Consider the following 21,484-nt stretch of genomic DNA (forward strand, 5'->3'; position numbering starts at 1 on the left):
CATAGGAAAGGAACGATAGGCTGTGTATGTCCGAGTCTGATCTGGTAACGATTAACAATCTGACGTTTTCTCGTGGTGACAGAAAGATTTTTGATGATGTGTCACTCCACGTCCCTCAGGGAAAGGTCACCGCGATTATGGGGCCTTCAGGTATTGGGAAAACAACTTTGCTCCGTTTGATTGGCGGGCAACTGCTGCCTGAATCCGGAGAAATCTGGTTTGATGGTGTAAATATCCCGGCTTTGGGGCGCAGCAAGCTTTATCAGGCACGCAAGAAAATGAGTATGCTATTTCAGTCCGGTGCGTTATTTACCGATCTGGATGTGTACGAAAATGTGGCATTCCCGCTACGCGAGCATACCGAGCTGAGTGAAACATTCATTCGTACGTTGGTATTGCTCAAGTTGGAAGCGGTCGGTTTACGAGGTGCAGCGCATCTGATGCCGAGTGAGTTATCTGGTGGGATGGCACGTCGTGCCGCACTTGCTCGGTCAATTGCACTGGATCCCGAGTTGATTATGTTTGACGAGCCATTCGTCGGACAGGATCCAATGACCATGGGCGTATTGGTTGAATTGATTCGTCATCTGAATCAGGCTTTGGGGATCACATCGATTGTTGTCTCTCACGATGTTCCGGAAGTGATGAGTATTGCGGATTGGGTATATATTCTCGCCGACGGGAAAGTCATTGCCAAAGGTTCACCCGAATCATTGAGACAGAACAATGATCCCCGGGTCAGACAGTTTTTACAGGGTGAAGCTGACGGACCGGTTCCTTTCCGCTATCCTGCGCCATCACTTGAGAAGGACCTATTTCATGTTGGCTAGTTTTATTCAGTTTGCCGTTCACACCGGGCGGAGAACATTTGATATCTGTGAAGCATTTGGTCGTGCGACATTTATGTTGCTTGGTGCGTTACTGAGCCGGCCTCACCCAGTGAAGAACTTTCCGCTGCTCGTCAAGCAAATCTATAGTGTCGGTGTGCTATCCATGGCTATTATCATTGTGTCGGGATTGTTTATCGGCATGGTTGTGAGTTTGCAGGGGTATGTCATTCTGGTCGATTATGGGGCAGAAGGTAGTTTGGGAACACTGGTTTCTCTATCGTTATTACGCGAATTAGGGCCGGTTGTGACCGCCTTGTTATTTGCCGGACGAGCAGGTTCGGCCCTGACGGCTGAAATTGGGTTAATGAAAGCCACCGAGCAGTTGTCGAGTCTTGAAATGATGGCTGTTGATCCATTGAAGCGCGTTATCGCACCTCGGTTTTGGGCTGGTGTGATTTCAATGCCAGTCTTGGCGATGATCTTTATGGCTGTCGGTATCTGGGGTGGACAATTGGTTGGTGTGGACTGGAAAGGGATTGACGATGGGAGTTTCTGGTCAACCATTCAGGCAACCGTCGAGTTGGGTCATGATATTGGTAACAGTATGGTGAAATGCTTTGCGTTTGCTTTTACCGTCGTATGGATTGCTCTGTTTAATGGGTATGATGCGATGCCGACCTCTGAAGGTATCAGTCGAGCGACAACAAAAACAGTGGTCTATTCGTCTCTCGCTGTTTTAGGTCTTGATTTTGTTTTAACTGCACTGATGTTTGGGAACTAAACATGCAACAAACACGAAAAATAGAATTTTGGGTGGGCACTTTCGTTATTGCCGGAATTTGCGCAATTTTGGTGATGATTTTTCAAGTCGCTGATGTAAAAGGTCTGGGAGCGGATGATACTTACCAACTGACCGCAGAGTTTGACAATATTGGCAGTTTGAAAATCCGTTCTCCTGTTAAGGTCGGCGGTGTGGTTATCGGTCGGGTGTCTGACATCAGTTTGGATCCACAGTCATTGAAGCCGATGGTAAAATTATCAATCAGCAGTCAATATAAAGAATTTCCCGCGACGTCTAGTCTGCAGATTTTGACATCCGGGTTGATTGGTGAACAGTATATTAGTTTAGTACCCGGATTTGTCTGGGGAGATGAAACCGAGTTGCTGGGTAATGGCGATAAGGTTGAAGATACGAAGTCTGCATTAGTGCTGGAAAATCTGATCGGGCAATTCCTCTATCGGAGTGGTAATTCCGGTAATGATAATAAAAATCAGGCAGGTACGAAGGAGTAAGGGATGTTAATGCGCTATATGATGTTACTGGTGGTTTTGTTCTGTTCTATGACCAGTCAGGCGGAAACCATTGATATGCACAATCCTTATCAGATGATGAAGCAAGTGTCAGAAAAGACGTTTCAGCGTTTGAAATCCGAACAAGGTAAAATTCATCAGGATCCGAACTACCTGAAAGTGATCGTCAAAGATGAACTGATGCCTTATGTCAACTACCAGTACGCGGCACTAAAACTGTTAGGTCCTTACTTGAAGGGTGCTAAAAGAGATGATGTACTGGCATTTATCGATGCGTTTCAAGGATATCTCATTAGTAGTTATGCGCAGGTTTTAACGCAATACAGTGATCAAGACATTCAATTCGGACCGGCGCCGAAGATTGATGCAACAGACCGGATTACGACCGTGATGGTCAACATTATCGATACACCGAATCCTGATATTAAACTTGAATTTAAACTGAGAAAATCGAAGGCGGGCGAATGGCAGGCTTTCGATATGATAGCTGAAGGTATCAGTATGCTATCTAGTAAACGCTCGGAGTGGAGTGGTAAAATTAATAACGATGGTATATTAGCTGTGGCAAATGAATTGAAAGATCTCTCTCAGCAACCCATAACAATTGAGAAGAAAAAGTCATGACACATCCGCAGTGGCATCCGCTTGAGCAGGGTAAGATTGAGTTAAGTGGGGCGCTGGATCGGGAAACTGTCCCCGGACTGTGGCAGTTTCTGCAGCAGTGGCAGCCAACTGATGAGCAAATCATGCTTTCACTTGAAAATGTGGTACGGGTCGATTCCGCAGGCATGGTATTGCTGATCCACCTAATAGAACATGCAAAAAAACGAAACTGTCATATAATGCTCAGTTTCGTGCCAGAGCAACTTCACATGTTATTTCAGTTAAGTAACGTTGAGTCGCTCGTAACAAACCATATTTCAGAATAAGTAATTAGGGGTAGATAGTGGATAGTGCACAAGTACAAGAGATTTTAGATGAGGCACTTCATCTTCACGAAATCCATGTTAAAGGGGAAGGCAGCCATTTTGAAGTGATCGCAGTTGATGAGTGCTTTGATGGCGTGAGCCGAGTGAAGAAACAGCAGATCATCTATACCCCCTTAATGACATATATTCAGCGTAATGAAATTCATGCCGTTTCCATCAAAGCCTACACCCCGGCAGAGTGGGAACGCGATAAAAAACTGATGTCTTTGTAAGGTTGATTCATGGAAAAATTTCGAGTAACCGGATCAGACCGACCTTTGCAGGGAGAAGTGGTTATTTCCGGGGCTAAAAATGCAGCGCTTCCGATTTTGTTTGCATCAATTCTGGCTCAGGAACCGGTTGAAGTCGCCAATATTCCCCATCTGCGTGACATTGATACAACCATGGCTTTATTGCAGCAGTTAGGCGCAAAAGTAGAAAGAAATGGTTCAGTGCACGTTGATCCCAGCCATATCAATCAATACTGTGCACCCTATGATTTAGTCAAAACGATGCGCGCCTCCATTTGGGCGTTGGGCCCACTGGTTGCCCGTTTTGGTCAAGGACAGGTTTCTCTGCCAGGCGGTTGTGCGATTGGTGCGCGCCCTGTGGATTTACATATTCAGGGGCTAGAGCAACTGGGCGCTAAAATCGTGTTGGAAGACGGCTATGTGAAAGCGACTGTGAATGGTCGTTTGCAAGGCGCACATATTGTCATGGATAAAGTGAGTGTCGGTGCGACAATCACCGTGATGTGCGCGGCAACACTGGCTGAAGGCGTGACTGTTTTAGATAATGCCGCACGTGAGCCGGAAATTGTTGATACTGCAATGTTTTTGAACACATTGGGGGCAAAAATTTCTGGTGCAGGAACGGATACAATCACCATCGAAGGGGTTGAACGGTTAGGCGGTGGTAAACATACCGTTGTGGCTGACCGGATTGAAACCGGTACATTTTTGGTCGCAGCAGCCGTTTCTGGTGGCAAAATCGTTTGTCGCAATACGCATGCGCATCTGCTTGAATCAGTCTTAGCGAAATTGGAAGAAGCCGGTGCATTGATTGAAATCGGTGAGGACTGGATCTCGCTGGATATGACCGGAAGAACATTGAAAGCGGTATCGGTTCGGACGGCACCGCACCCGGGCTTTCCGACTGATATGCAAGCGCAGTTCACGTTGCTCAATATCATGGCAAAAGGCGGTGGTGTGATTACAGAAACGATTTTTGAGAATCGATTTATGCATGTGCCTGAGTTAATGCGAATGGGAGCGAGAGCTGAGATCGAAGGCAATACCGTTATCTGTGGTGATGTTGAGGAATTGAGCGGAGCTCAGGTCATGGCAACCGACTTACGTGCATCAGCCAGTCTGGTGATTGCCGGATGTATTGCCAAAGGTGAAACCATTGTTGATCGAATTTATCACATCGATCGCGGATATGAACGTATTGAAGATAAATTATCCGCACTGGGCGCTCGTATTGAACGGTTCAGTGACGCCGGTTAATCAATATGTTGGACTGAGTCGAAACCGTCGTGTTTCGGCTTTTTTATTGTATGGAGCTGCCCGTATGGAGGGGAGCTCTTGTAGGAGAACAGAATGATTGCACTATTACGTGTATTAGCTGTCGTGATATTTGCGCTATTCATGTTTGTCTTCGGATGCGGTTACTGTTTGTTGAGTCCCCGTAATCCGAAGCATGTTTATACATTTGGGCGGTTGTTTGCTCGAATGTCCCGGATTTTCGGAGTTAAGCTTGAGTTACGTTTGCCGGAGAATGCTCTTCAGCAGACGCAAAGTATCTATATCGCTAATCATCAGAGTAACTGGGATATGTTTACCGTTTCTGCGGCTGTGACACCGAGAGTGGTTACGGTTGGGAAGAAAAGTCTGGTATGGCTTCCTTTCTTTGGGCAGCTCTATTGGCTGACGGGCAACATCTTGATTGATCGCGCCAATAAAGCAAAAGCGAAAGGTACGATTGATCAGGTGGTCGATAGTGTCAAAAACAATCGTGTTTCTGTGTGGATGTTTCCGGAAGGGACACGCTCTCGTGGACGTGGATTATTGCCTTTTAAAGTCGGTGCATTTCATGCGGCAATTGCTGCGGGTGTGCCGGTTGTACCGATTGTGTGTAGTTCAACCAATCATCTGAAATTAAACCGCTGGAATAACGGCCATGTGATTGTTGAGATGATGGCACCGATTTCGACGGAAGGCATGCAAAAAGAAGATGTGCGTCGCTTGGCTAAGGAATCTCATCGAGTGATGAAAGAGAAACTTGAGTTATTGGATCAAGAAGTCTCTGTTTTAAATCAAGGCCGAGGATCAGTGACGAACTGATACGAACGACGCGTTTATCTTAGTGATGAAAAAGGTTGATATTGCTATCAACCTTTTTCTTTTTCGATGTAGGCGTATCAGTCTATTCAACCAAACCAGATACACTAAATCGGCTTAACGCACAGCGATAGCTTCAATTTCAATTCCAACATCTTTGGGTAAACGTGCGACTTCAACGCAAGACCGAGCCGGATAGTTTGCAACGTCATGTTCATCGAAAAACTTGCCATAGACTTCATTGACGGTTGCAAAGTCACCCAGATCTTTGACAAAAACTGTCATCTTCACAATATTGGCCACCGTTAAACCAGTCGACTCAATAATTGCTTTGACGTTTTCCAGAGACTGGCGAGCTTGTGCTGCAATCTCGACCGGTACTTCGCCTGTCACCGGGTTTACCGGGATTTGTCCGGATGTCATGATGAGATTACCCAAATCAACACCTTGAACGTAGGGGCCGATAGCTGCTGGCGCTGATTCCGTATGAATTACTTTTGTCATTGTTTTCTATCCATTACATGTTGCTTCAGAAAGGTCAGTTTGCCTTGATTCAGAGTTGAGGTAAAGCCTCAATCGCTGGCGTAGGATTAAGTACGCTCTGTGACAATTTCTCTTGAGAAAACCTTTTCACAATACTTACATTTCAACCGAATATCATGCTTCTTCTCCACAATGCTAAAACTACTTTCTACAGGTTCATCATGGGAGATACAGTTGGTATTTGGGCAAGCAAAAACATTATTTATACGTTGTGGTAGTTTCAGCGCGAGTTTTTTGACAACTTTGTAGTTTTCAATTTGGTTGACGGTGGCATGAGGTGCATACAGCGCCAGTTTGTTGGCTTGAGATTCGTTAATGAACACATTCTCGATCTTCAACAAGTCTTTAATGCCTAATGCTGATGAAGGCAGATTGAGGCCGATAGTCACCTTTTGCGAGGATTGATGCATATCGAAAAGCTTCAACACCTTGATGCCGATTTGTGCAGGGATATGGTCGATAACAGTTCCATTTTTAATGGCTTCTACCTGTAATTGTGAATCTTTTGGCATGATCAGTTACTCCCTTACAGTGTTTCATTCAGCACAAGCGCCAGCAGTGCTTCGCGTGCGTATACGCCATTTTCTGCCTGTTGGAAGAAATAAGCGTGTGGTGTTTGATCGACATCCGTAGTGATTTCATCGACGCGTGGCAGTGGATGAAGCACTTTCATATTCTCTTTTGCGTTCTGAAGTTGGGCTGCATTAAGAATATAAGCCGAGCGAATATGCGCATATTCTGATTCATCAAAGCGCTCCTTCTGTACCCGGGTCATATAGAGAATGTCCACTTGGGGAATCACGCTCTCGATATCGGTATGCAGGCTATATTCATGACCTGCTTCTTCCAGTTCTTCTAAGATATAGTCGGGCATCGCCAGTGCATCCGGTGCGATGAAGAAGAAACGGTTGTTGTTAAATTTGGCGAGTGCCTGAGTCAAAGAATGCACGGTACGTCCATATTTAAGGTCACCGACAAATGCAATGTTTAGCCCATCGAGACGACCTTGTGTTTCGGTAATCGTAAAGAGATCGAGCAAGGTCTGAGTCGGATGTTGATTGGCACCATCACCAGCATTGATGACGGGGACACCATTCGAGAACTCAGAGGCCAGACGTGCAGCACCTTCCTGTGGGTGACGCATCACAAAGGCATCAACATAGGAAGAAATAATCTGTACCGAATCTGCCAACGTTTCGCCTTTTTTCGCCAACGATGTATTACCACCGTTATCGAATCCAATCACGTTACCACCAATACGTTGGATCGCGGTTTCAAAAGAGAGGCGTGTCCGTGTTGATGGTTCAAAAAAGCAACTGGCAATGACCTTATTGCGGATCAATTCCGGTTGAGGTGTTGCTTTTAGCTGACCTGCTGTATTAACAATCAACTCTAACTCATCACGTGTAAGTTCAGAGATTGAGATGATGTGCTTTTTGTATAGCGAATTCGTCATGATCATCTTCCCTAGTATTTTCTGACAGGCATAAAAAAGCCCCCCGATCAGGGAGGCTTTCAAAAAGAGTAACAAAGGAGAACCATAAGATGAGGCAAGTGTATTTGCTTACCCCAATGCAGCGTTGACAAGCGTATGTTGCGGTATGATCCCGAACGCCCATGATGTTCCCTCTGAGACAAATTGCTCGGCATTATACGCTTAACTTGATTGAGTGCAAGCGATTACATCGTGTCCGCAAAGAATTAATTTCAGCCTCTGCGATGCAAGCAGTTAAGCGCCGAGCGTTGCGACCATCACCGCTTTGATGGTGTGCATTCTGTTCTCTGCTTCATCAAACACAATTGAATAACCCGACTCAAAGACTTCTTCGGTTACTTCCAGCCCTTGCATGCCATATTTCTCAGCGATTTCTTTACCGACGACTGTTTCATCATTGTGAAATGCCGGGAGACAATGCATAAATTTAACGTGAGGGTTTTCCGTTAACTGGATGGTTTGCATATTGATTTGGTAAGGCGTCATCAATGCGACACGCTCGTCCCAAGCCTCGGGAGCTTCACCCATTGATACCCAGACATCGGTATAGAGAAAATCACACCCTTTCACACCTGCGGCAACATCTTCGGTCAATGTAATGGTTGCGCCTGTAGTTTTGGCGATTTCTTGGCAAGTTTTGACAAGCGACTCTTCCGGCCAGAATGATTTAGGGGCGACGAGACGAATATCCATCCCCATTTTAGCGGCACCAACCATTAGCGAATTTCCCATGTTATTACGGGCATCTCCCAAATAGGCAAATGAGATTTCATAGAGATGTTTGCCACGGCTATGTTCTTGCATGGTGAGAAAGTCAGCCAGGATTTGAGTGGGGTGGAACTCATCAGTCAACCCGTTCCAGACGGGAACACCTGCGTAAGCGCCTAGTTCTTCGACGATGGACTGACCATAACCGCGATATTGAATCCCATCATACATTCTGCCAAGGACCCGGGCGGTATCTTTCATCGATTCTTTATGACCAATCTGAGAACCGGATGGGCCAATATAAGAGATCTGTGCTCCTTGATCATATGCAGCGACTTCAAACGAGCAACGGGTTCTGGTGGATGATTTTTCAAAAATCAGCGCAATATTTTTGCCCAGCAGTTTTTTCTGCTCGGTACCGGTATATTTTGCTTTTTTCAAATCTGCTGCCAGATCCAGCAAAAATTGGATCTCGGTTGGCGTAAAATCGAGAAGTTTGAGAAAATTGCGGTTGCGTAAATTAAAAGCCATGCTTCAGTCCTGCAAATGGTCACCACGAATATGGCTAGTAAACCACAGAACACCCCATTATGTGAATAATTAGTTTAAAAAAATGGCGAATTATTCATGTTGATCCGCGTTTTTTGCTCTTTACTGCATATATCAATAAATTGAGTCTCAGTTATTGCAGAGCAATTGTTGCTTGATCGTGGTGCATCAAGGACGGGTAAGAGAGGTTTTTTGGTCATTGATTGATGCGATGCCTTTCTATCTCTGATTGACTTTAATCGAGCATCAACATCCGTATACTTGACATGACAGCTATGAATTGGACAAATTTATGTTACGCACACGTTCTATATGTATGGTTAAAAATGCCTTTTCATCATAAGTTAGAGTATAACTATGTTTTTTATTTAAATAAGTTTCAATTTTATTCACTGTATTCCAAGATAAACTTAATCGTTGGTCGATGTCGTCATATAAAGATACCTGATCGTGATCAACCAGATTCTTATTAGAAAGACGTTGAGCGAAAGACTTTAAATGTGTCAGCAGGCGCTGATAGTTGATATCTTGAACATTCCAATTAATATTTAAATCATATTTTATAATACTTAATATATCTTTCACTATTTCAGTCTTTTGTATAACATTTTTCATGTTATTTTCACCAGCAGCATTGACAAGATGAAGCGCAATAAAAGCGGCTTCATCTGTTGGGATGTCAAGTTCTAATGTCTTGTTGATCAATGCTAAAGCTTTTTCTCCGACTGAATATGCTAAAGGGTAGAATTGCTTAATTTCCCAATAAAACTGATTACGGATAGTCATCCCTTTTTTGTAACGTAAAACAGCAAAATTAATATGGTCACAGAGAGATAAAAATAATGTATCCTGGAGCTCGATCTGTAGATCCTCACGTGCCATTTTGATCACTTGATCAGTCAGAGTAAGGTAGATGGGAGGCATCTCAGACAGAATATCAGCAAAAAAATCATGAATGCCACCCTGAGATTTGAAAAAATGGCTTTCAATATCAGATTCTTGGATGATGTCGCCTTTCTTTTTGTTCCATCCGATACCACGACCTAATGCAACGGACTCACTGCCATTATCTGTAATGACAAATACTGCATTATTATTTAAAACTCGGTCAATTTTCATCATCTCACCTAAGAAATTCAACAATAATCATATGTTAATATGATTATTGTTGATTTTAATTCCTGATATTAATTAAAGTTTATTGTTGACTATATTGTCAAGATGCATGAGGTGTTAAAGTTGATGTTTCGGGCTCTTGAATTGTGGCAACGTTAGTAATTACAAACGGTGTTACAACTTGGTAACCCGCACTGATTATCGAATCTTTATCAAATTCAATTAACAATTGTCCTTCTACGACACGATCACCTTCTTTGACATGCATCGTAAAATATTTGCCTTGTAACTGTATGGTATCAATGCCGACATGAATCAAGATTTCTGCGCCAGTATCTGAAAGTAATCCAATGGCATGGCCGCTATCGTAGGTATGAGCAATTATTCCATTTGTTGGTGCATACACGAGCCCTTCTGCCGGTATGATTGCAATACCATCACCGACGGCGCCGGAGGAAAATACTTTATCATCAACACTCTCCAGTGCAATAACCTCACCTTTAATCGGAAGACTCATCATTTCATCAGCAACAAGCAGTTTGTCTCCGACAACTTTCGGTAACTCATTTTGCGTAAGATTAGTCGGTGCAGATACCTCGGGTTGCTCTTTAGTTGTAGCTGTATTCTGAAAGCCAACAATCAAAGTCAGTATAAAACTGACCACAAAAGCGATGAGACAGCCTAAAATAAATCCAGTGAAGCCCGGGCCGTAAAAAATAGGTATGGTTAGTAAGCTGGTCATTCCCATAGAAATCGCAGAACTTTGAGCATAGCCGACGATGGCGCCACCACAACCTGCTGCAATGACTGCACATATGAATGGTTTTTTCAGCTTCAGTGTCACACCATAAACACCGGGTTCGGTAATACCAAATAATGAAGTAATAAATGCAGCCCCGGCTAAGGCTTTCATTTTTTCATCTTTAGTACGTATCATAACGGCTAATAAGGCACCTGATTGTGAAAATACAGCCGGTCCGGTCGCGGCTTTCAGATAACTTCGACCAAGAATCGATAAATCGTTGATGAAAAGCGTAACAAAGCCCCAATGAACGCCAAAAATAACAAAGATTTGCCAGAATGCTGCGAATAGTGCGCCTGCGATGATTGGGTTGAATTTATATATACCAACAAAGACCTCAGCGACAGCTGTACTGACAGTTACACTGACAGGACCAATACACATTAAAGTCAGTGGTACCATGATTGTCACTAACAAAAATGGTGTCACTATATTGCGAATACTATCGTGGAATAAATCTTTTAATTTTTTCTCTAAATAGCTGGTTACCCAGATGCAAAGGATAATTGGAAGCACTGAACCTGTATATTTCATTAAAATAACAGGGATACCAAAAAATGCCACATCTTGACCGCTTTCATAGAGAGCTTGAATCGTTGGATAAATCATCGCTCCTGCAATAGAGACAGAGACAAAAGTATTGGCACCAAATTTTCTTGAGGAGGTGATTGCTAATAGGATTGGTAAGAAATAAAAAATACTATCAGATGCAGCGGAGAGTATAACATATTCATTTTGTGTATGAGATAGTAGACCCAGTGCCGTTAGAATCGAGAGGACCCCTTTCAGTACACCTGATGCTGCCATCGCACCTAATAATGGTGTAAAAATAGATGAAACAACATCGACAAGATTTTCTAGTATGTTTCCTTTGTCTTCTGGTGCATCATTATGTGTATTTGATTTTTTATTTTCGCTCAAAATTGATGAAATAGAACCAAATTCCATGTAGACATCTGAAACTCGATTGCCAATAACAACTTGAATTTGTCCAGCAGAGTTAATCGCTGTGATAACGCCATCTAGTTCATTAAGTGCATTCATGTTTACTTTATTTATATCTAAAATTTTAAAACGTAAACGTGTCGCGCAATGAACTAACGAAGCTACATTACTTTCACCACCAACTTCTTGCAAAATGTTGGAGGCTAGCTCTTTAGTGTTCATAAGAATTCCTCTTAATAATAAGGTACTGAACAAATTTATATATTAAAGATCATAAATCCATGAGAATATTGTGCGGCTACAAATAAGATTCAATAGAGTCACAACATCCAATCCCAATAATTTAAATAATTAGAAAGTTTAAATTTGTCTTGTCATATATGCCCTAGATGTTAGGGCATATATTAAATTATGTATTTTTACGGTATAAGATATTTACAAACATTCACCATTACTTGAGATGACTTTTTTATACCAATAAAAACTGTCTTTGCGTCTACGAATTAAAGTTCCATTTCCTTGATCATCACGATCAACATGAATAAAACCATAACGTTTTTCCATTTGAGCTGTACCAGCACTCACCAGATCAATTGGTCCCCAACTGGTATAACCTAGCATCTTAACGCCATCTTTTATCGCTTCTTTCATTTGAGCGATATGTTGGCGTAAATATTCAATACGGTAATCGTCATGGATACTACCATCTTCTTCAACGACATCTCGTGCACCAAATCCATTTTCTACAATGAAAAGTGGTTTTTGATAACGATCATACAACTCATTCAGTAAGTAACGTAAACCTTCTGGATCAATTTGCCAGCCCCATTCGGATGCTTTTAAGTGCGGGTTAGGAATGAGTCGGATAATATTACCTCGAGACCCCTCATATTTTTCAGGTTCCCAAGTCGAGCAGCCACTCATGTAATAACTGAAAGAAACAAAGTCAACAGTATTCATTAAATCTGCATAATCACTTTCAGTGATATCGAGATGAATATTATTTTCACTGAAATATCGTTGTATCCATGCCGGATAATCACCACGAACCTGGACATCACCGAAGAATAGCCATTCTCGGTTTTTCTTTTGCATTTCTAACATATCTTTAGGGTGACAGGTCATCGGGTAACGTAAGGCTCCCAGTAACATATTGCCAATCGAGGCATCAGGAATGATGTCATGAAGAGCTTTTACTGCTCGGGCACTTGCGACTAACTGATGATGAATTGCCTGATAAATTTGTTGTTCATCAGGGCTACCTTCAAGTCCAACACCTGTAAAAGGAGAATGGAGAGACATGTTAATTTCATTAAAAGTCAGCCAGTATTTGACTTGATTTTTATAGCGCTTAAATACTGTTACAGCATATTTTTCAAAATGATCGATTGTTGCGCGGTTAATCCATCCACCTAATTTTTTTACCAGACCATATGGCATTTCATAATGAGATAATGTAATTAAAGGCTGGATATTGTATTTAGCCATCTCGGCAAATAATTGCTCATAAAATGCTAACCCGGCTTCACTGGGCTCAGCTTCATCCCCATTGGGATATATTCTTGACCACGCAATTGATGTCCGTAATACCTTAAAACCCATTTCGGCGAAAAGTTTGATATCTTCCGGGTACTGATGATAAAAATCGATCGCAATATCTTTAATGCACTCTACATCAGAGTTTTCTCTGTGAGTGATCGCTCCATGAATGCCATTTAATTGCATATCTGAAGTTGATACACCTTTTCCGCCAACATTCCATGCGCCTTCTACCTGATTTGCAGCGACTGCTCCGCCCCATAAAAAATCTTCTGGAAAGCCTTTCATCTTTATCTCCCGATTCATCATCCGGTTTTCATTTCCGGAATCCAAAAAAAAACCTGAGATAAACGCAGTGTTTAACTACGTTTATCTCAGGTTTCGCCCAAAAAAAGGTAACGCCCTTTTATTTTTATAAACCATAAACAAATCAATAGAACAAAAAAACTAGCATAGTGTAATTATGTGATGATTATCACATGGAATAATTGATAGTTTGATCGTTATAACATATTAGCGATACTGATTGCTTATAGGGTTATACCCAAGTAACCTCAAGATGCAGGATTCAGAGTGTCTTCAATCGGCGTCATTCAAGGAAAATGTCGGCAGGAATGGCCTTCCCATTTCAATGGCATTTGACGTAGAAAGGCTCGCCATAGAATATTTACCGCGAGCCTTCCGTTTAAAATTAAAAATATGTTTCTGTGAACTCAGCGAGTGAACTTCTTTCTACTTCATCAAAGATGAGAATAGAGCCTTTTTCATAGTTTTTATAAACATTGACCGCTGCGGATAAACCACTGGATGCGGCACTCACAAATTTATCGTCAATCTGACTCAGATTGCCAAGTAATATCGTTCTACAATTTTTTCCGCCTCTGCTCAGCATTCCTTTGACTTGCGCACGCGTCATATTCTGTGCTTCATCAATGATTAACACCGCATCGTCGAGTGATCGTCCTCTAAAGTAAGCCATACTTGTAAATTCAATGTTAGCCCGCTCGATGATGTGCTCGACCGTTTCATGAACATTACAATCCTCACCTTCGTCGGAATGCATGGATACAAGAGCATCAGTGATACCGACCATGAGCGGGAGGGATTTCTCTTTTAAGTCACCGGGTAGAAATCCCGGATCGTCATCCATAAAATCCCGGCTTCTGACCACGACAATTTTCTTATATTGCTTTGTTTCGATCACTTGATGTAATGCGGCTGCGACCGCTAAGAATGTTTTCCCTGATCCCGCAGGACCCAGCATGATATTCAAGTCATAATTGGGGTCGGTTAACTGATTTAATGCAATTGCTTGTCTTTGATTTTTAGGACTAATTCCCCAGACTTTTCCGTGTTTTTTCGGTAACAGCTTTGTGATGACATGTGTTGAGGTTACTTGTGTCACAACCCCGATATGCTGTTCATCATCAAACCAGTACATATTTTTTTGAACGTCTTCATTAAATAAATGGCGATCGAATTGATAACAGTCACCGGATAGTTTGAAATCTTTATCCGTCTCTATCCGATTAAATAAATCGCCTTCAAAATATTGTACTCCGGAATAAAGCAAGTCGATGTCTGTTATTTGATTATCAATCGGCACATCTTCAGAGAATACGCCAATCGTTCGGGCTTTCAGTCGCATATTGATATCGCGGCTGACCAACGATACATCTCTGCCGAGCTTTTTCTGCAGTTGGAAGGCAAAATTAATAATGTGGTTATCGGCATCACTGCCAATCCCGTGACGAAGGGATTCTTCGACTTCAATATTGGTATCTACAGCAATAAATAATTTGCCTCTTTGACCGACTTCACTCGATGGTAGGTCAATACCTGCTTGTAACTCTTCCGCATTATGACCATTGACTAAATCTTCGAGCATTCGTATACAGACGCGAGCATCGGCACTGACTGATTTTTCTCTGCGTTCTTTTAGATTGTCCAGCTCTTCGAGTACGGTTAGACAAATATAAACATCATCTTGATATGCGAGTAAACTTTTCGGGTCGTGGACTAATGCTGAAGTATCTAAAACTCGGGGAGTGTTGGTTCTTGATATCATAATCTGTTTCCTACATAGAATGGAAAGACCGATGTTTCTGCCATCATGATTTATCTAATGATTTCATCTCTGTTGTGAGAGACCGGGCACTGCGTTTTGAAGGTCTGTATCGTGCGAATGTATTGTCCTTTTTGACATCGATCGCTTCTTTTCTGGTACTGAGAGTCCAAAGCACGGATTGTGACGCGAGCATCCCTTGTGATATCTGGTTTATCGTCTTGAATTCGGCTGGGGTCTTTGGGGGGAGAAATTGGGACCACATCATGTTGCTGGAAGGAATTAATCGCCAGCGGTTGAGAGGGGAGGATCTTGGTATCCAAGACCAAGACAAATCGTTTCCGGTCGGTATCGTCCATAAGCGTCTCCTTGCCGTTAAGCGGCGACTGAGAAGGATAGCTTGTCAGCACCTGTCAGAGTCATACCGGGTTGGGTTTGTATGCCTCTCGACGTACTGCAAACCTTTTAACAAACCTGTGCAACAAACGCAGTTACTGAGACTGGCTTGTTGCTTACTACGCTATTTGTTGTGGGCATCATGTCAACTGAATGACCCGATTCATACACTTCCATTGTGCTGCCCAAGTTTCAAATTCTGAAAGTCTGATTGCTATATACCGAATGGTGTAAGTATAGCAATCAATCTATTTACAAATGACATCATTTTTTTACATTTTTATGTCATCCCGCAGCGGAGTGGATTTCACGTGACCTGTATCACAGCATCAAGTAAGATGAGCCCCCTTTTTCTGCACCTTGGTGGAATCACGGTCATAATGATACGGGTTAGTAAAGGGCAGATTTTTTAGTGATACTTTGATCAAAATGAGGTGGTTGATTCATGGCTTTTGCGTTGGGGCAGCGTTGGATAAGTGATACCGAAAGCGACTTAGGATTAGGAACTGTGGTGGCATTAGATGACAGAACCGTCACATTAATGTTTGCTGCATCAGAAGAGAATCGGGTTTATGCACGCCATGATGCGCCGGTCACCCGAGTTATTTTTCATACTGGTGATACCGTCGATAGCCAAGAAGGATGGACGTTACTGATTGAACAGGTGAGTGAAGACAATGGGGTGCTCACTTATATCGGTACCCGTCAGGATACGCAGGAAACTCAGGTTGAATTGCGAGAAATATTTTTAAGCCACCAAATTCGATTTAATAAACCTCAGGATAAACTGTTTGCCGGTCAGATCGATCGGATGGACAATTTCGCATTGCGCTACCGTGCATTAGTCAATCAGCATCAGCAGCATAAAAGCCCAATGCGCGGACTTTGTGGTGGCCGTGTTGGTTTGATTACCCACCAACTTTACATTGCTCATGAGGTCGGGCGGCGCCATGCGCCTCGCGTTCTGCTGGCTGATGAAGTCGGATTGGGTAAAACGATTGAAGCGGGAATGATCATCCACCAACAAGTATTGGCGGGCAGAGCAGAAAGAATTTTGATCGTTGTCCCTGAAACTCTTCAATATCAGTGGCTGGTCGAAATGATGCGTCGTTTCAACCTGCACTTTTCGATTTTTGATGAAGAGCGCTGTATCGAGTCACAGAGTGAGGCTGAAAATCCGTTTGAAACTCAGCAGTATGTGCTCTGTTCTCTTGATTTTCTCCGGCAATATCCGCAGCGTTTTGAGCAAGCCAAAGCGGCAAGCTGGGATTTGATGGTCGTCGATGAAGCGCACCATCTGGCATGGGAGGTTGATCAGCCTAGCTCTGAATATCTGATTGTTGAAGCGCTGGCGCAACAGATTTCCGGCGTTCTGTTATTGACTGCAACGCCTGAACAGCTGGGCCGGGAAAGCCACTTTGCCCGACTACGCTTATTAGACCCTGACCGCTTTTATGACTTTGATGCATTTATTAAAGAAGAAGCGTCTTATGAACCCGTTGCCGAAGCAGTGTCTGCACTGGCTGAAGAGCGGGCGTTATCCAATGAATCGAAAAATCATATTGTCGAGCTGCTTTCTGAGCAGGATGTCGAACCGCTTTTTCGGATCATTGACGGCAATACCAGCAGTGAAGAAAAAGTCAGTGCGAGAGATGAGTTAATTGGTAACTTGATGGACCGTCATGGGACCGGACGAGTACTGTTTCGTAATACGCGCGCTTCCATTCAGGGATTTCCACAGCGTTGTGTCAATCTGATTCCACTGGCGCAGCCGCTGGAATATCTAGATTTCATCGAGCAATATATTGCTTCACTTGATTCCGCCCATCACCTGAAAATCGAAAGCGGTATGTACCCTGAACGTGCTTATCACGCTCAGGCGCATAGCTCGCAGGTGTGGTGGATGTTTGATCCGCGGATCAACTGGCTGCTCGATAAAGTGAAGTCGAAGCGTAGCGATAAAATTTTGGTGATTGCCGCCGAGGCGGAGACCGCACTTCAGATTGAACAGGCATTGCGTGAACGCGAAGGCATTCGGGCGACGGTTTTTCATGAAGGTATGTCGATTATTGAACGTGATAAAGCCGCTGCTTATTTTGCCCAGGATGAAGGCGGGGCGCAGGTACTGGTTTGTAGTGAGATTGGTTCTGAAGGACGAAATTTCCAGTTTGCCAGCCAGTTGGTCATGTTTGATTTACCGATGAACCCGGATCTGTTGGAACAGCGTATCGGACGTCTGGATCGGATTGGCCAAAAGCAGGATGTTGAGATCCACGTGCCTTATTTACAGGGCTCGTCACAAGAAGTCATCGCCCGTTGGTATCATGAAGGTTTGAATGCTTTCGCGGAGACTTGTCCGACGGGGAATACTGTATTTGAATCCTTCGCTGAACGTTTGATGGCGCAGTTATCGTCATCAGATCAGCACCAGTTGGATACGTTGATCAGCGATGCCCGTAAGATGAATCACGACTTGAAAGCGGCACTGGAACACGGGCGAGATCGTTTACTGGAAATGCATTCTCATGGTGGTGAAAAAGCGGAACAAATTGTCCGTGACATTGCAGCAACGGATGGTGATACCGAATTGGTCGCTTTTGCGCTGAACCTGTTCGATACCATTGGGCTGAATCAGGATGATCGTGGTGAGCATACGCTGGTGGTTACCCCTTCTGAGCACATGATGGTACCGAGTTATCCTGGGTTACCTTATGAAGGTGCGACGATTACTTTTGAGCGGGAAACAGCACTCTCGCGGGAAGATATTCACTTTATGACATGGGAACATCCGATGATTCAGGGAGGGATTGATCTCCTCCTGAGTGAGGGGGTCGGAACGTCAGCCGTTTCTTTGTTGAAGAATAAAGCACTGCCGGTCGGGACGATTTTGCTCGAGTTAGTCTATGTCGTGGATGCTCAGGCACCAAAAAGCAGCGGTATCGGCCGCTTCTTACCTAAAACACCAATTCGTCTGATGCTGGATGCGCAGGGCAATGATCTGTCATCGCAGGTGGCATTCGAAGGGTTCAATCGCCAACTGAGTCCGGTTAACCGCCATTTAGCAAACAAGCTGGTGACCTCCGTTCAGCAAGAGGTTCATCAACTGATTCAGCGCAGTGAAGCGGTGATCCAGTCGAAGGTGGAGAGCATTCGACATACGGCTCAAGAGGAAATGGTCTCGGCCTTGAATCGCGAGCTCGAACGTTTACAGGCGTTGAAAGCGGTCAATCCGAATATTCGGGAAGAAGAAATCGAGATTCTGGGTAATCAGATTTCAGTGTTGTCCGTGTTGATTCAGCAAGCGCAGTATCAGTTGGATTCACTACGTTTGATTGTGGTTTCACATCAATGATTGTGGTTTGATATCAGTCAGTCGTATTCATCACCATACAAGCACAAAAAAGCCATCAGCAATGATGGCTTTTTTTGATACTCAGAAGTACTGAACCGAGCGTATTGACCGCTTACATGAACCATTTCCACCAGAGGAAGAGTGCAAGGAAGCCAAATAAATAAATCAGCCCGGTAATCGACAATAATTTCATTTTAGGCCCCAGTGTCAGTGATTCCGGCAACGGTGTTCTGGTGACCAAAATATAGTTGAGCAGGGCAAAAACGGGCGTCGTAACGAAGGCCATAATCATGGCGAAATTCAGCATCGGCAATAAGGCTGATTTAGCAAAAGCAAGAATGCTCAGCGCTGCTACCGAAACGATCAGCATCCAGGGCGAAAGATAACGATGTTTTTCCACATCTGTTTTCTCATCGGTTGCTTGCTGTGTTAACAGACGTTGTGACTCGGCTATCACGCGCGAATAGCCATCGATGACGGTAATCGTACTGCCAAAAATACAGAAGAAAGCGATGACTGCAATCAGGTAACGGGCCCATTCACCAATGGTCGATGCGTATAAGTTGACTAACTGGTGGGTAAATCCAATCCCTGATTTCGACAATTCAGTGCCCGTGCCATGAATCAGTAATGCGCCGAGCGCCAGAAAGATAATGGCCAGAATCGCAGTCCCGATATAGCCGATATTAAAATCGAATAGTGCTGATTTCGGTGTGACATTCTGTTGTGCGCACTGATTTTTCAGCCAAATTGAGGTAAGACTCGAGATCTCAATCGGGGCTGGCATCCATCCCATGGTCACAACCAGAAAGCCGATTGCCGCAAGTGTCCAAGGCGATGGATCGGGTGCGTCTGGCACGGTTGCTGCGGGATGACCAATGGCAATAACGACGGCTGATAGCGTGGCAATCGTGAGCACTGCCATGATCACTTTCGCCAGTGAATCGAGCGCTTTATAGTGGCCGGCAAATAAAATGATCAAACAGGTGGTGACGACCATGATCGATAAAGTCAGGCTGGATAGTTCAAACGGCATGAAATATCCCAACAGACTGGCACTAAAGAGCGTCAGGGCTGCCGTATTGATCACGGCCGAAATGACACTCAGCAGCATGAAAATCCACAGATAAGGTTTGCCGAGTTGTGCATAACCGTGCACCAGACATTCCCCTGTGCCCATGGTGTATTGAATACCAGCTCGGAAAAAAGGGTATTTAAAAAGATTCACGAGCAAGATTAAGGCTGCCAGTTGCCAGCCATAGATTGCCCCAGCTTTGGTTGATGCCACGAGATGCGATCCACCGACGGCAGCGGCAGCCATCATAATTCCGGGACCGAGTGATTTGATCACTCTGGACAATGAAAATCCCTGTGGAGAGGGATAAGCGGCAGCATTTTCCATTCTTGTTCCTTAGTTTAAAGCAATTGTTTGCAGCGATGTTGTGTCGTTTTTATTCTGTGTGTTTGCGCTATCGTTGGTGACGACAGATTGACCATGTACGCTATGTTTTTCATGCGTGTTTTTGTTGTTTTGTCAATAAATAACATGAATATCATATTTGTAGTATGTGTCAATTTATATATACATTAAATGTTAAGAAATGAAGATGAATCATGTGGTGGTACGATCTCTTGATGATAACTTTGTCGTATTGACCTTCATGTAAAGCCAAACTAACCGGACTGCATCTTGCGCTGATTTCGGTATATAATGCAGCGCGTTTTTTCCTAGAGATGCTGATATGGCAATGACATCGTACACGCCTCCGACCACACCGTGGACGGAGATTATTTATCAAGACGAGCATATTTTGGCGGTCAATAAACCGTCTGGCTTGCTTTCTGTGCCCGGCAAAGATCCGCAACACTATGACAGCATGTGGTCTCGCTTGGTGGATGACTATCCGGAAATTCAGATCGTTCACCGTCTGGATATGGCGACGTCCGGACTGATGCTGTTTGCCAAGAATAAACATGTAGAAAGTGCATTGAAAAAACAGTTTCAGTATCGATTAACGCATAAGGTCTACTATGCACGAGTGTGGGGCAATGTTGCGCAGGATGAAGGTGAAGTTGATTTACCATTGATTTGTGACTGGCCGAATCGTCCCCGTCAGAAAGTTTGTTTTGAAACCGGTAAGCCGTCCCGGACTTTATTTCAGGTGGTCGCAAGAGAAGCGTTGACGACGGTTGTCCGTCTTTTCCCGGTGACGGGGCGTTCCCATCAGTTGCGAGTTCACATGCTGGCAATTGGCCATCCGATTGTGGGGGATGAGTTTTATGCGCCAGAAGAAGCTAGAGCGTTTGCCGCGCGACTCCATCTACATGCCGCAGAACTGAGTTTCTATCATCCCAAAAATCATTGGTTGAGACGTATATTCGTGCCGTGTGAGTTTTATCCGCCAGCGGAAGAGATTATTTTCGAACATTTTGACCCAGAGAGAAAACTGCCGGATTATAAGAAGCTGCCGAGGCCATAGTCGGGTTCCCAACCTAGATTCGGGTTCCTAACCTAGATAAGGA

General features: G+C 43.8%; 19 protein-coding genes and 1 pseudogene. 10 read left to right on the forward strand and 10 right to left on the reverse strand.

Features of this window, described 5'->3' with window-relative positions; genetic code table 11:
- The first annotated feature begins 26 nt into the window (after positions 1-26).
- The 8 genes from mlaF to MKS89_RS01870 all read left to right on the forward strand — a co-directional run bounded on the left by mlaF (position 27) and on the right by MKS89_RS01870 (position 5,454).
- Positions 27-830, forward strand: coding sequence for a phospholipid ABC transporter ATP-binding protein MlaF (gene mlaF, locus MKS89_RS01835; protein ID WP_072958962.1), 804 nt, complete (start codon positions 27-29; stop codon positions 828-830).
- Positions 820-1,611 (forward strand): lipid asymmetry maintenance ABC transporter permease subunit MlaE, encoded by a 792-nt coding sequence (mlaE, locus tag MKS89_RS01840; protein ID WP_072958960.1) that lies wholly within the window; start codon positions 820-822, stop codon positions 1,609-1,611. Before mlaF ends, mlaE begins: the two co-directional genes overlap by 11 nt.
- Before the next feature lie 2 nt (positions 1,612-1,613).
- Positions 1,614-2,123, forward strand: a complete 510-nt coding sequence (gene mlaD, locus MKS89_RS01845) for an outer membrane lipid asymmetry maintenance protein MlaD (protein WP_072958957.1) — start codon at positions 1,614-1,616, stop codon at positions 2,121-2,123.
- 3 nt (positions 2,124-2,126) lie between these two features.
- Entirely contained in the window at positions 2,127-2,765 is a 639-nt protein-coding gene (gene mlaC, locus MKS89_RS01850; RefSeq protein ID WP_072958954.1) for a phospholipid-binding protein MlaC, read from the forward strand.
- A complete protein-coding gene (locus tag MKS89_RS01855) occupies positions 2,762-3,070 on the forward strand; it encodes an STAS domain-containing protein (protein WP_072958950.1) in 309 nt (102 codons plus the stop codon). Before mlaC ends, MKS89_RS01855 begins: the two co-directional genes overlap by 4 nt.
- Positions 3,071-3,087: 17 nt before the next feature.
- Entirely contained in the window at positions 3,088-3,342 is a 255-nt protein-coding gene (gene ibaG / locus MKS89_RS01860) for a BolA family iron metabolism protein IbaG (RefSeq protein WP_072958947.1), read from the forward strand.
- A gap of 9 nt (positions 3,343-3,351) precedes the next feature.
- On the forward strand, positions 3,352-4,617 hold the full coding sequence (murA, locus tag MKS89_RS01865) for a UDP-N-acetylglucosamine 1-carboxyvinyltransferase (protein WP_072958944.1): 1,266 nt from the start codon (positions 3,352-3,354) through the stop codon (positions 4,615-4,617).
- A 93-nt stretch (positions 4,618-4,710) separates the two neighbouring features.
- Positions 4,711-5,454: a 1-acylglycerol-3-phosphate O-acyltransferase gene (locus MKS89_RS01870; RefSeq protein ID WP_072958941.1), complete on the forward strand. Its 744-nt coding sequence runs from the start codon at positions 4,711-4,713 to the stop codon at positions 5,452-5,454.
- A gap of 114 nt (positions 5,455-5,568) precedes the next feature.
- On the opposite strand, the gene MKS89_RS01875 is transcribed toward MKS89_RS01870, so the two are convergent.
- The 9 genes and pseudogenes from MKS89_RS01875 to MKS89_RS01915 form a co-directional block, all read right to left on the reverse strand.
- Positions 5,569-5,955, reverse strand: a complete 387-nt coding sequence (locus tag MKS89_RS01875) for a RidA family protein (protein WP_072958938.1) — start codon at positions 5,953-5,955, stop codon at positions 5,569-5,571.
- An 86-nt stretch (positions 5,956-6,041) separates the two neighbouring features.
- Complete coding sequence (gene pyrI, locus MKS89_RS01880; RefSeq protein WP_021019068.1) at positions 6,042-6,506, reverse strand: aspartate carbamoyltransferase regulatory subunit; 465 nt, start codon at positions 6,504-6,506, stop codon at positions 6,042-6,044.
- A gap of 14 nt (positions 6,507-6,520) precedes the next feature.
- Positions 6,521-7,450, reverse strand: coding sequence for an aspartate carbamoyltransferase (pyrB, locus tag MKS89_RS01885; RefSeq protein WP_072958935.1), 930 nt, complete (start codon positions 7,448-7,450; stop codon positions 6,521-6,523).
- Positions 7,451-7,723: 273 nt separating this feature from the next.
- A complete protein-coding gene (gene argF / locus MKS89_RS01890) occupies positions 7,724-8,728 on the reverse strand; it encodes an ornithine carbamoyltransferase (protein WP_072958932.1) in 1,005 nt (334 codons plus the stop codon).
- Positions 8,729-9,019: 291 nt separating this feature from the next.
- Positions 9,020-9,865, reverse strand: coding sequence for a BglG family transcription antiterminator LicT (gene licT, locus MKS89_RS01895; RefSeq protein WP_072958929.1), 846 nt, complete (start codon positions 9,863-9,865; stop codon positions 9,020-9,022).
- A 97-nt stretch (positions 9,866-9,962) separates the two neighbouring features.
- The gene (locus MKS89_RS01900; RefSeq protein WP_072958926.1) at positions 9,963-11,831 is read right to left on the reverse strand and encodes a beta-glucoside-specific PTS transporter subunit IIABC; all 1,869 of its coding nucleotides are present in this window, start codon (positions 11,829-11,831) and stop codon (positions 9,963-9,965) included.
- 213 nt (positions 11,832-12,044) lie between these two features.
- Entirely contained in the window at positions 12,045-13,436 is a 1,392-nt protein-coding gene (locus MKS89_RS01905; RefSeq protein WP_072959228.1) for a glycoside hydrolase family 1 protein, read from the reverse strand.
- 403 nt (positions 13,437-13,839) lie between these two features.
- Positions 13,840-15,216 (reverse strand): PhoH family protein, encoded by a 1,377-nt coding sequence (locus MKS89_RS01910; protein ID WP_072958923.1) that lies wholly within the window; start codon positions 15,214-15,216, stop codon positions 13,840-13,842.
- A 164-nt stretch (positions 15,217-15,380) separates the two neighbouring features.
- A pseudogene (locus MKS89_RS01915) lies at positions 15,381-15,572 on the reverse strand (PhoH family protein); the annotation flags it as partial.
- 482 nt (positions 15,573-16,054) lie between these two features.
- On the opposite strand from MKS89_RS01915, the gene rapA reads away from it, so the two are divergent.
- The gene (rapA, locus tag MKS89_RS01920) at positions 16,055-18,961 is read left to right on the forward strand and encodes an RNA polymerase-associated protein RapA (RefSeq protein ID WP_072958917.1); all 2,907 of its coding nucleotides are present in this window, start codon (positions 16,055-16,057) and stop codon (positions 18,959-18,961) included.
- A 112-nt stretch (positions 18,962-19,073) separates the two neighbouring features.
- Here rapA and MKS89_RS01925 read toward each other — a convergent pair whose 3' ends face one another.
- Positions 19,074-20,363, reverse strand: coding sequence for an NRAMP family divalent metal transporter (locus MKS89_RS01925; RefSeq protein ID WP_072958915.1), 1,290 nt, complete (start codon positions 20,361-20,363; stop codon positions 19,074-19,076).
- 340 nt (positions 20,364-20,703) lie between these two features.
- Here MKS89_RS01925 and rluA point away from each other — a divergent pair, with 340 nt between their 5' ends.
- Positions 20,704-21,441: a bifunctional tRNA pseudouridine(32) synthase/23S rRNA pseudouridine(746) synthase RluA gene (gene rluA / locus MKS89_RS01930; RefSeq protein ID WP_072958912.1), complete on the forward strand. Its 738-nt coding sequence runs from the start codon at positions 20,704-20,706 to the stop codon at positions 21,439-21,441.
- The last annotated feature ends 43 nt before the right edge of the window (positions 21,442-21,484 follow it).

Source organism: Vibrio gazogenes, assembly GCF_023920225.1.
In the GTDB taxonomy this organism is placed as follows: Bacteria; Pseudomonadota; Gammaproteobacteria; order Enterobacterales; family Vibrionaceae; genus Vibrio; species Vibrio gazogenes.

What these genes read in the sequence shown, in the direction of transcription:
- MKS89_RS01905 (WP_072959228.1), bottom strand. Translation starts at nt 13,436, where the DNA reads ATGAAAGGCTTTCCAGAAGATTTTTTATGGGGCGGAGCAGTCGCTGCA.
- licT (WP_072958929.1), bottom strand. Translation starts at nt 9,865, where the DNA reads ATGAAAATTGACCGAGTTTTAAATAATAATGCAGTATTTGTCATTACA.
- MKS89_RS01925 (WP_072958915.1), bottom strand. Translation starts at nt 20,363, where the DNA reads ATGGAAAATGCTGCCGCTTATCCCTCTCCACAGGGATTTTCATTGTCC.
- MKS89_RS01870 (WP_072958941.1), top strand. Translation starts at nt 4,711, where the DNA reads ATGATTGCACTATTACGTGTATTAGCTGTCGTGATATTTGCGCTATTC.
- mlaE (WP_072958960.1), top strand. Translation starts at nt 820, where the DNA reads ATGTTGGCTAGTTTTATTCAGTTTGCCGTTCACACCGGGCGGAGAACA.
- pyrB (WP_072958935.1), bottom strand. Translation starts at nt 7,450, where the DNA reads ATGACGAATTCGCTATACAAAAAGCACATCATCTCAATCTCTGAACTT.
- mlaC (WP_072958954.1), top strand. Translation starts at nt 2,127, where the DNA reads ATGTTAATGCGCTATATGATGTTACTGGTGGTTTTGTTCTGTTCTATG.
- argF (WP_072958932.1), bottom strand. Translation starts at nt 8,728, where the DNA reads ATGGCTTTTAATTTACGCAACCGCAATTTTCTCAAACTTCTCGATTTT.
- pyrI (WP_021019068.1), bottom strand. Translation starts at nt 6,506, where the DNA reads ATGCCAAAAGATTCACAATTACAGGTAGAAGCCATTAAAAATGGAACT.
- mlaD (WP_072958957.1), top strand. Translation starts at nt 1,614, where the DNA reads ATGCAACAAACACGAAAAATAGAATTTTGGGTGGGCACTTTCGTTATT.
- murA (WP_072958944.1), top strand. Translation starts at nt 3,352, where the DNA reads ATGGAAAAATTTCGAGTAACCGGATCAGACCGACCTTTGCAGGGAGAA.
- MKS89_RS01910 (WP_072958923.1), bottom strand. Translation starts at nt 15,216, where the DNA reads ATGATATCAAGAACCAACACTCCCCGAGTTTTAGATACTTCAGCATTA.
- mlaF (WP_072958962.1), top strand. Translation starts at nt 27, where the DNA reads ATGTCCGAGTCTGATCTGGTAACGATTAACAATCTGACGTTTTCTCGT.
- rluA (WP_072958912.1), top strand. Translation starts at nt 20,704, where the DNA reads ATGGCAATGACATCGTACACGCCTCCGACCACACCGTGGACGGAGATT.
- MKS89_RS01855 (WP_072958950.1), top strand. Translation starts at nt 2,762, where the DNA reads ATGACACATCCGCAGTGGCATCCGCTTGAGCAGGGTAAGATTGAGTTA.
- rapA (WP_072958917.1), top strand. Translation starts at nt 16,055, where the DNA reads ATGGCTTTTGCGTTGGGGCAGCGTTGGATAAGTGATACCGAAAGCGAC.
- MKS89_RS01875 (WP_072958938.1), bottom strand. Translation starts at nt 5,955, where the DNA reads ATGACAAAAGTAATTCATACGGAATCAGCGCCAGCAGCTATCGGCCCC.
- MKS89_RS01900 (WP_072958926.1), bottom strand. Translation starts at nt 11,831, where the DNA reads ATGAACACTAAAGAGCTAGCCTCCAACATTTTGCAAGAAGTTGGTGGT.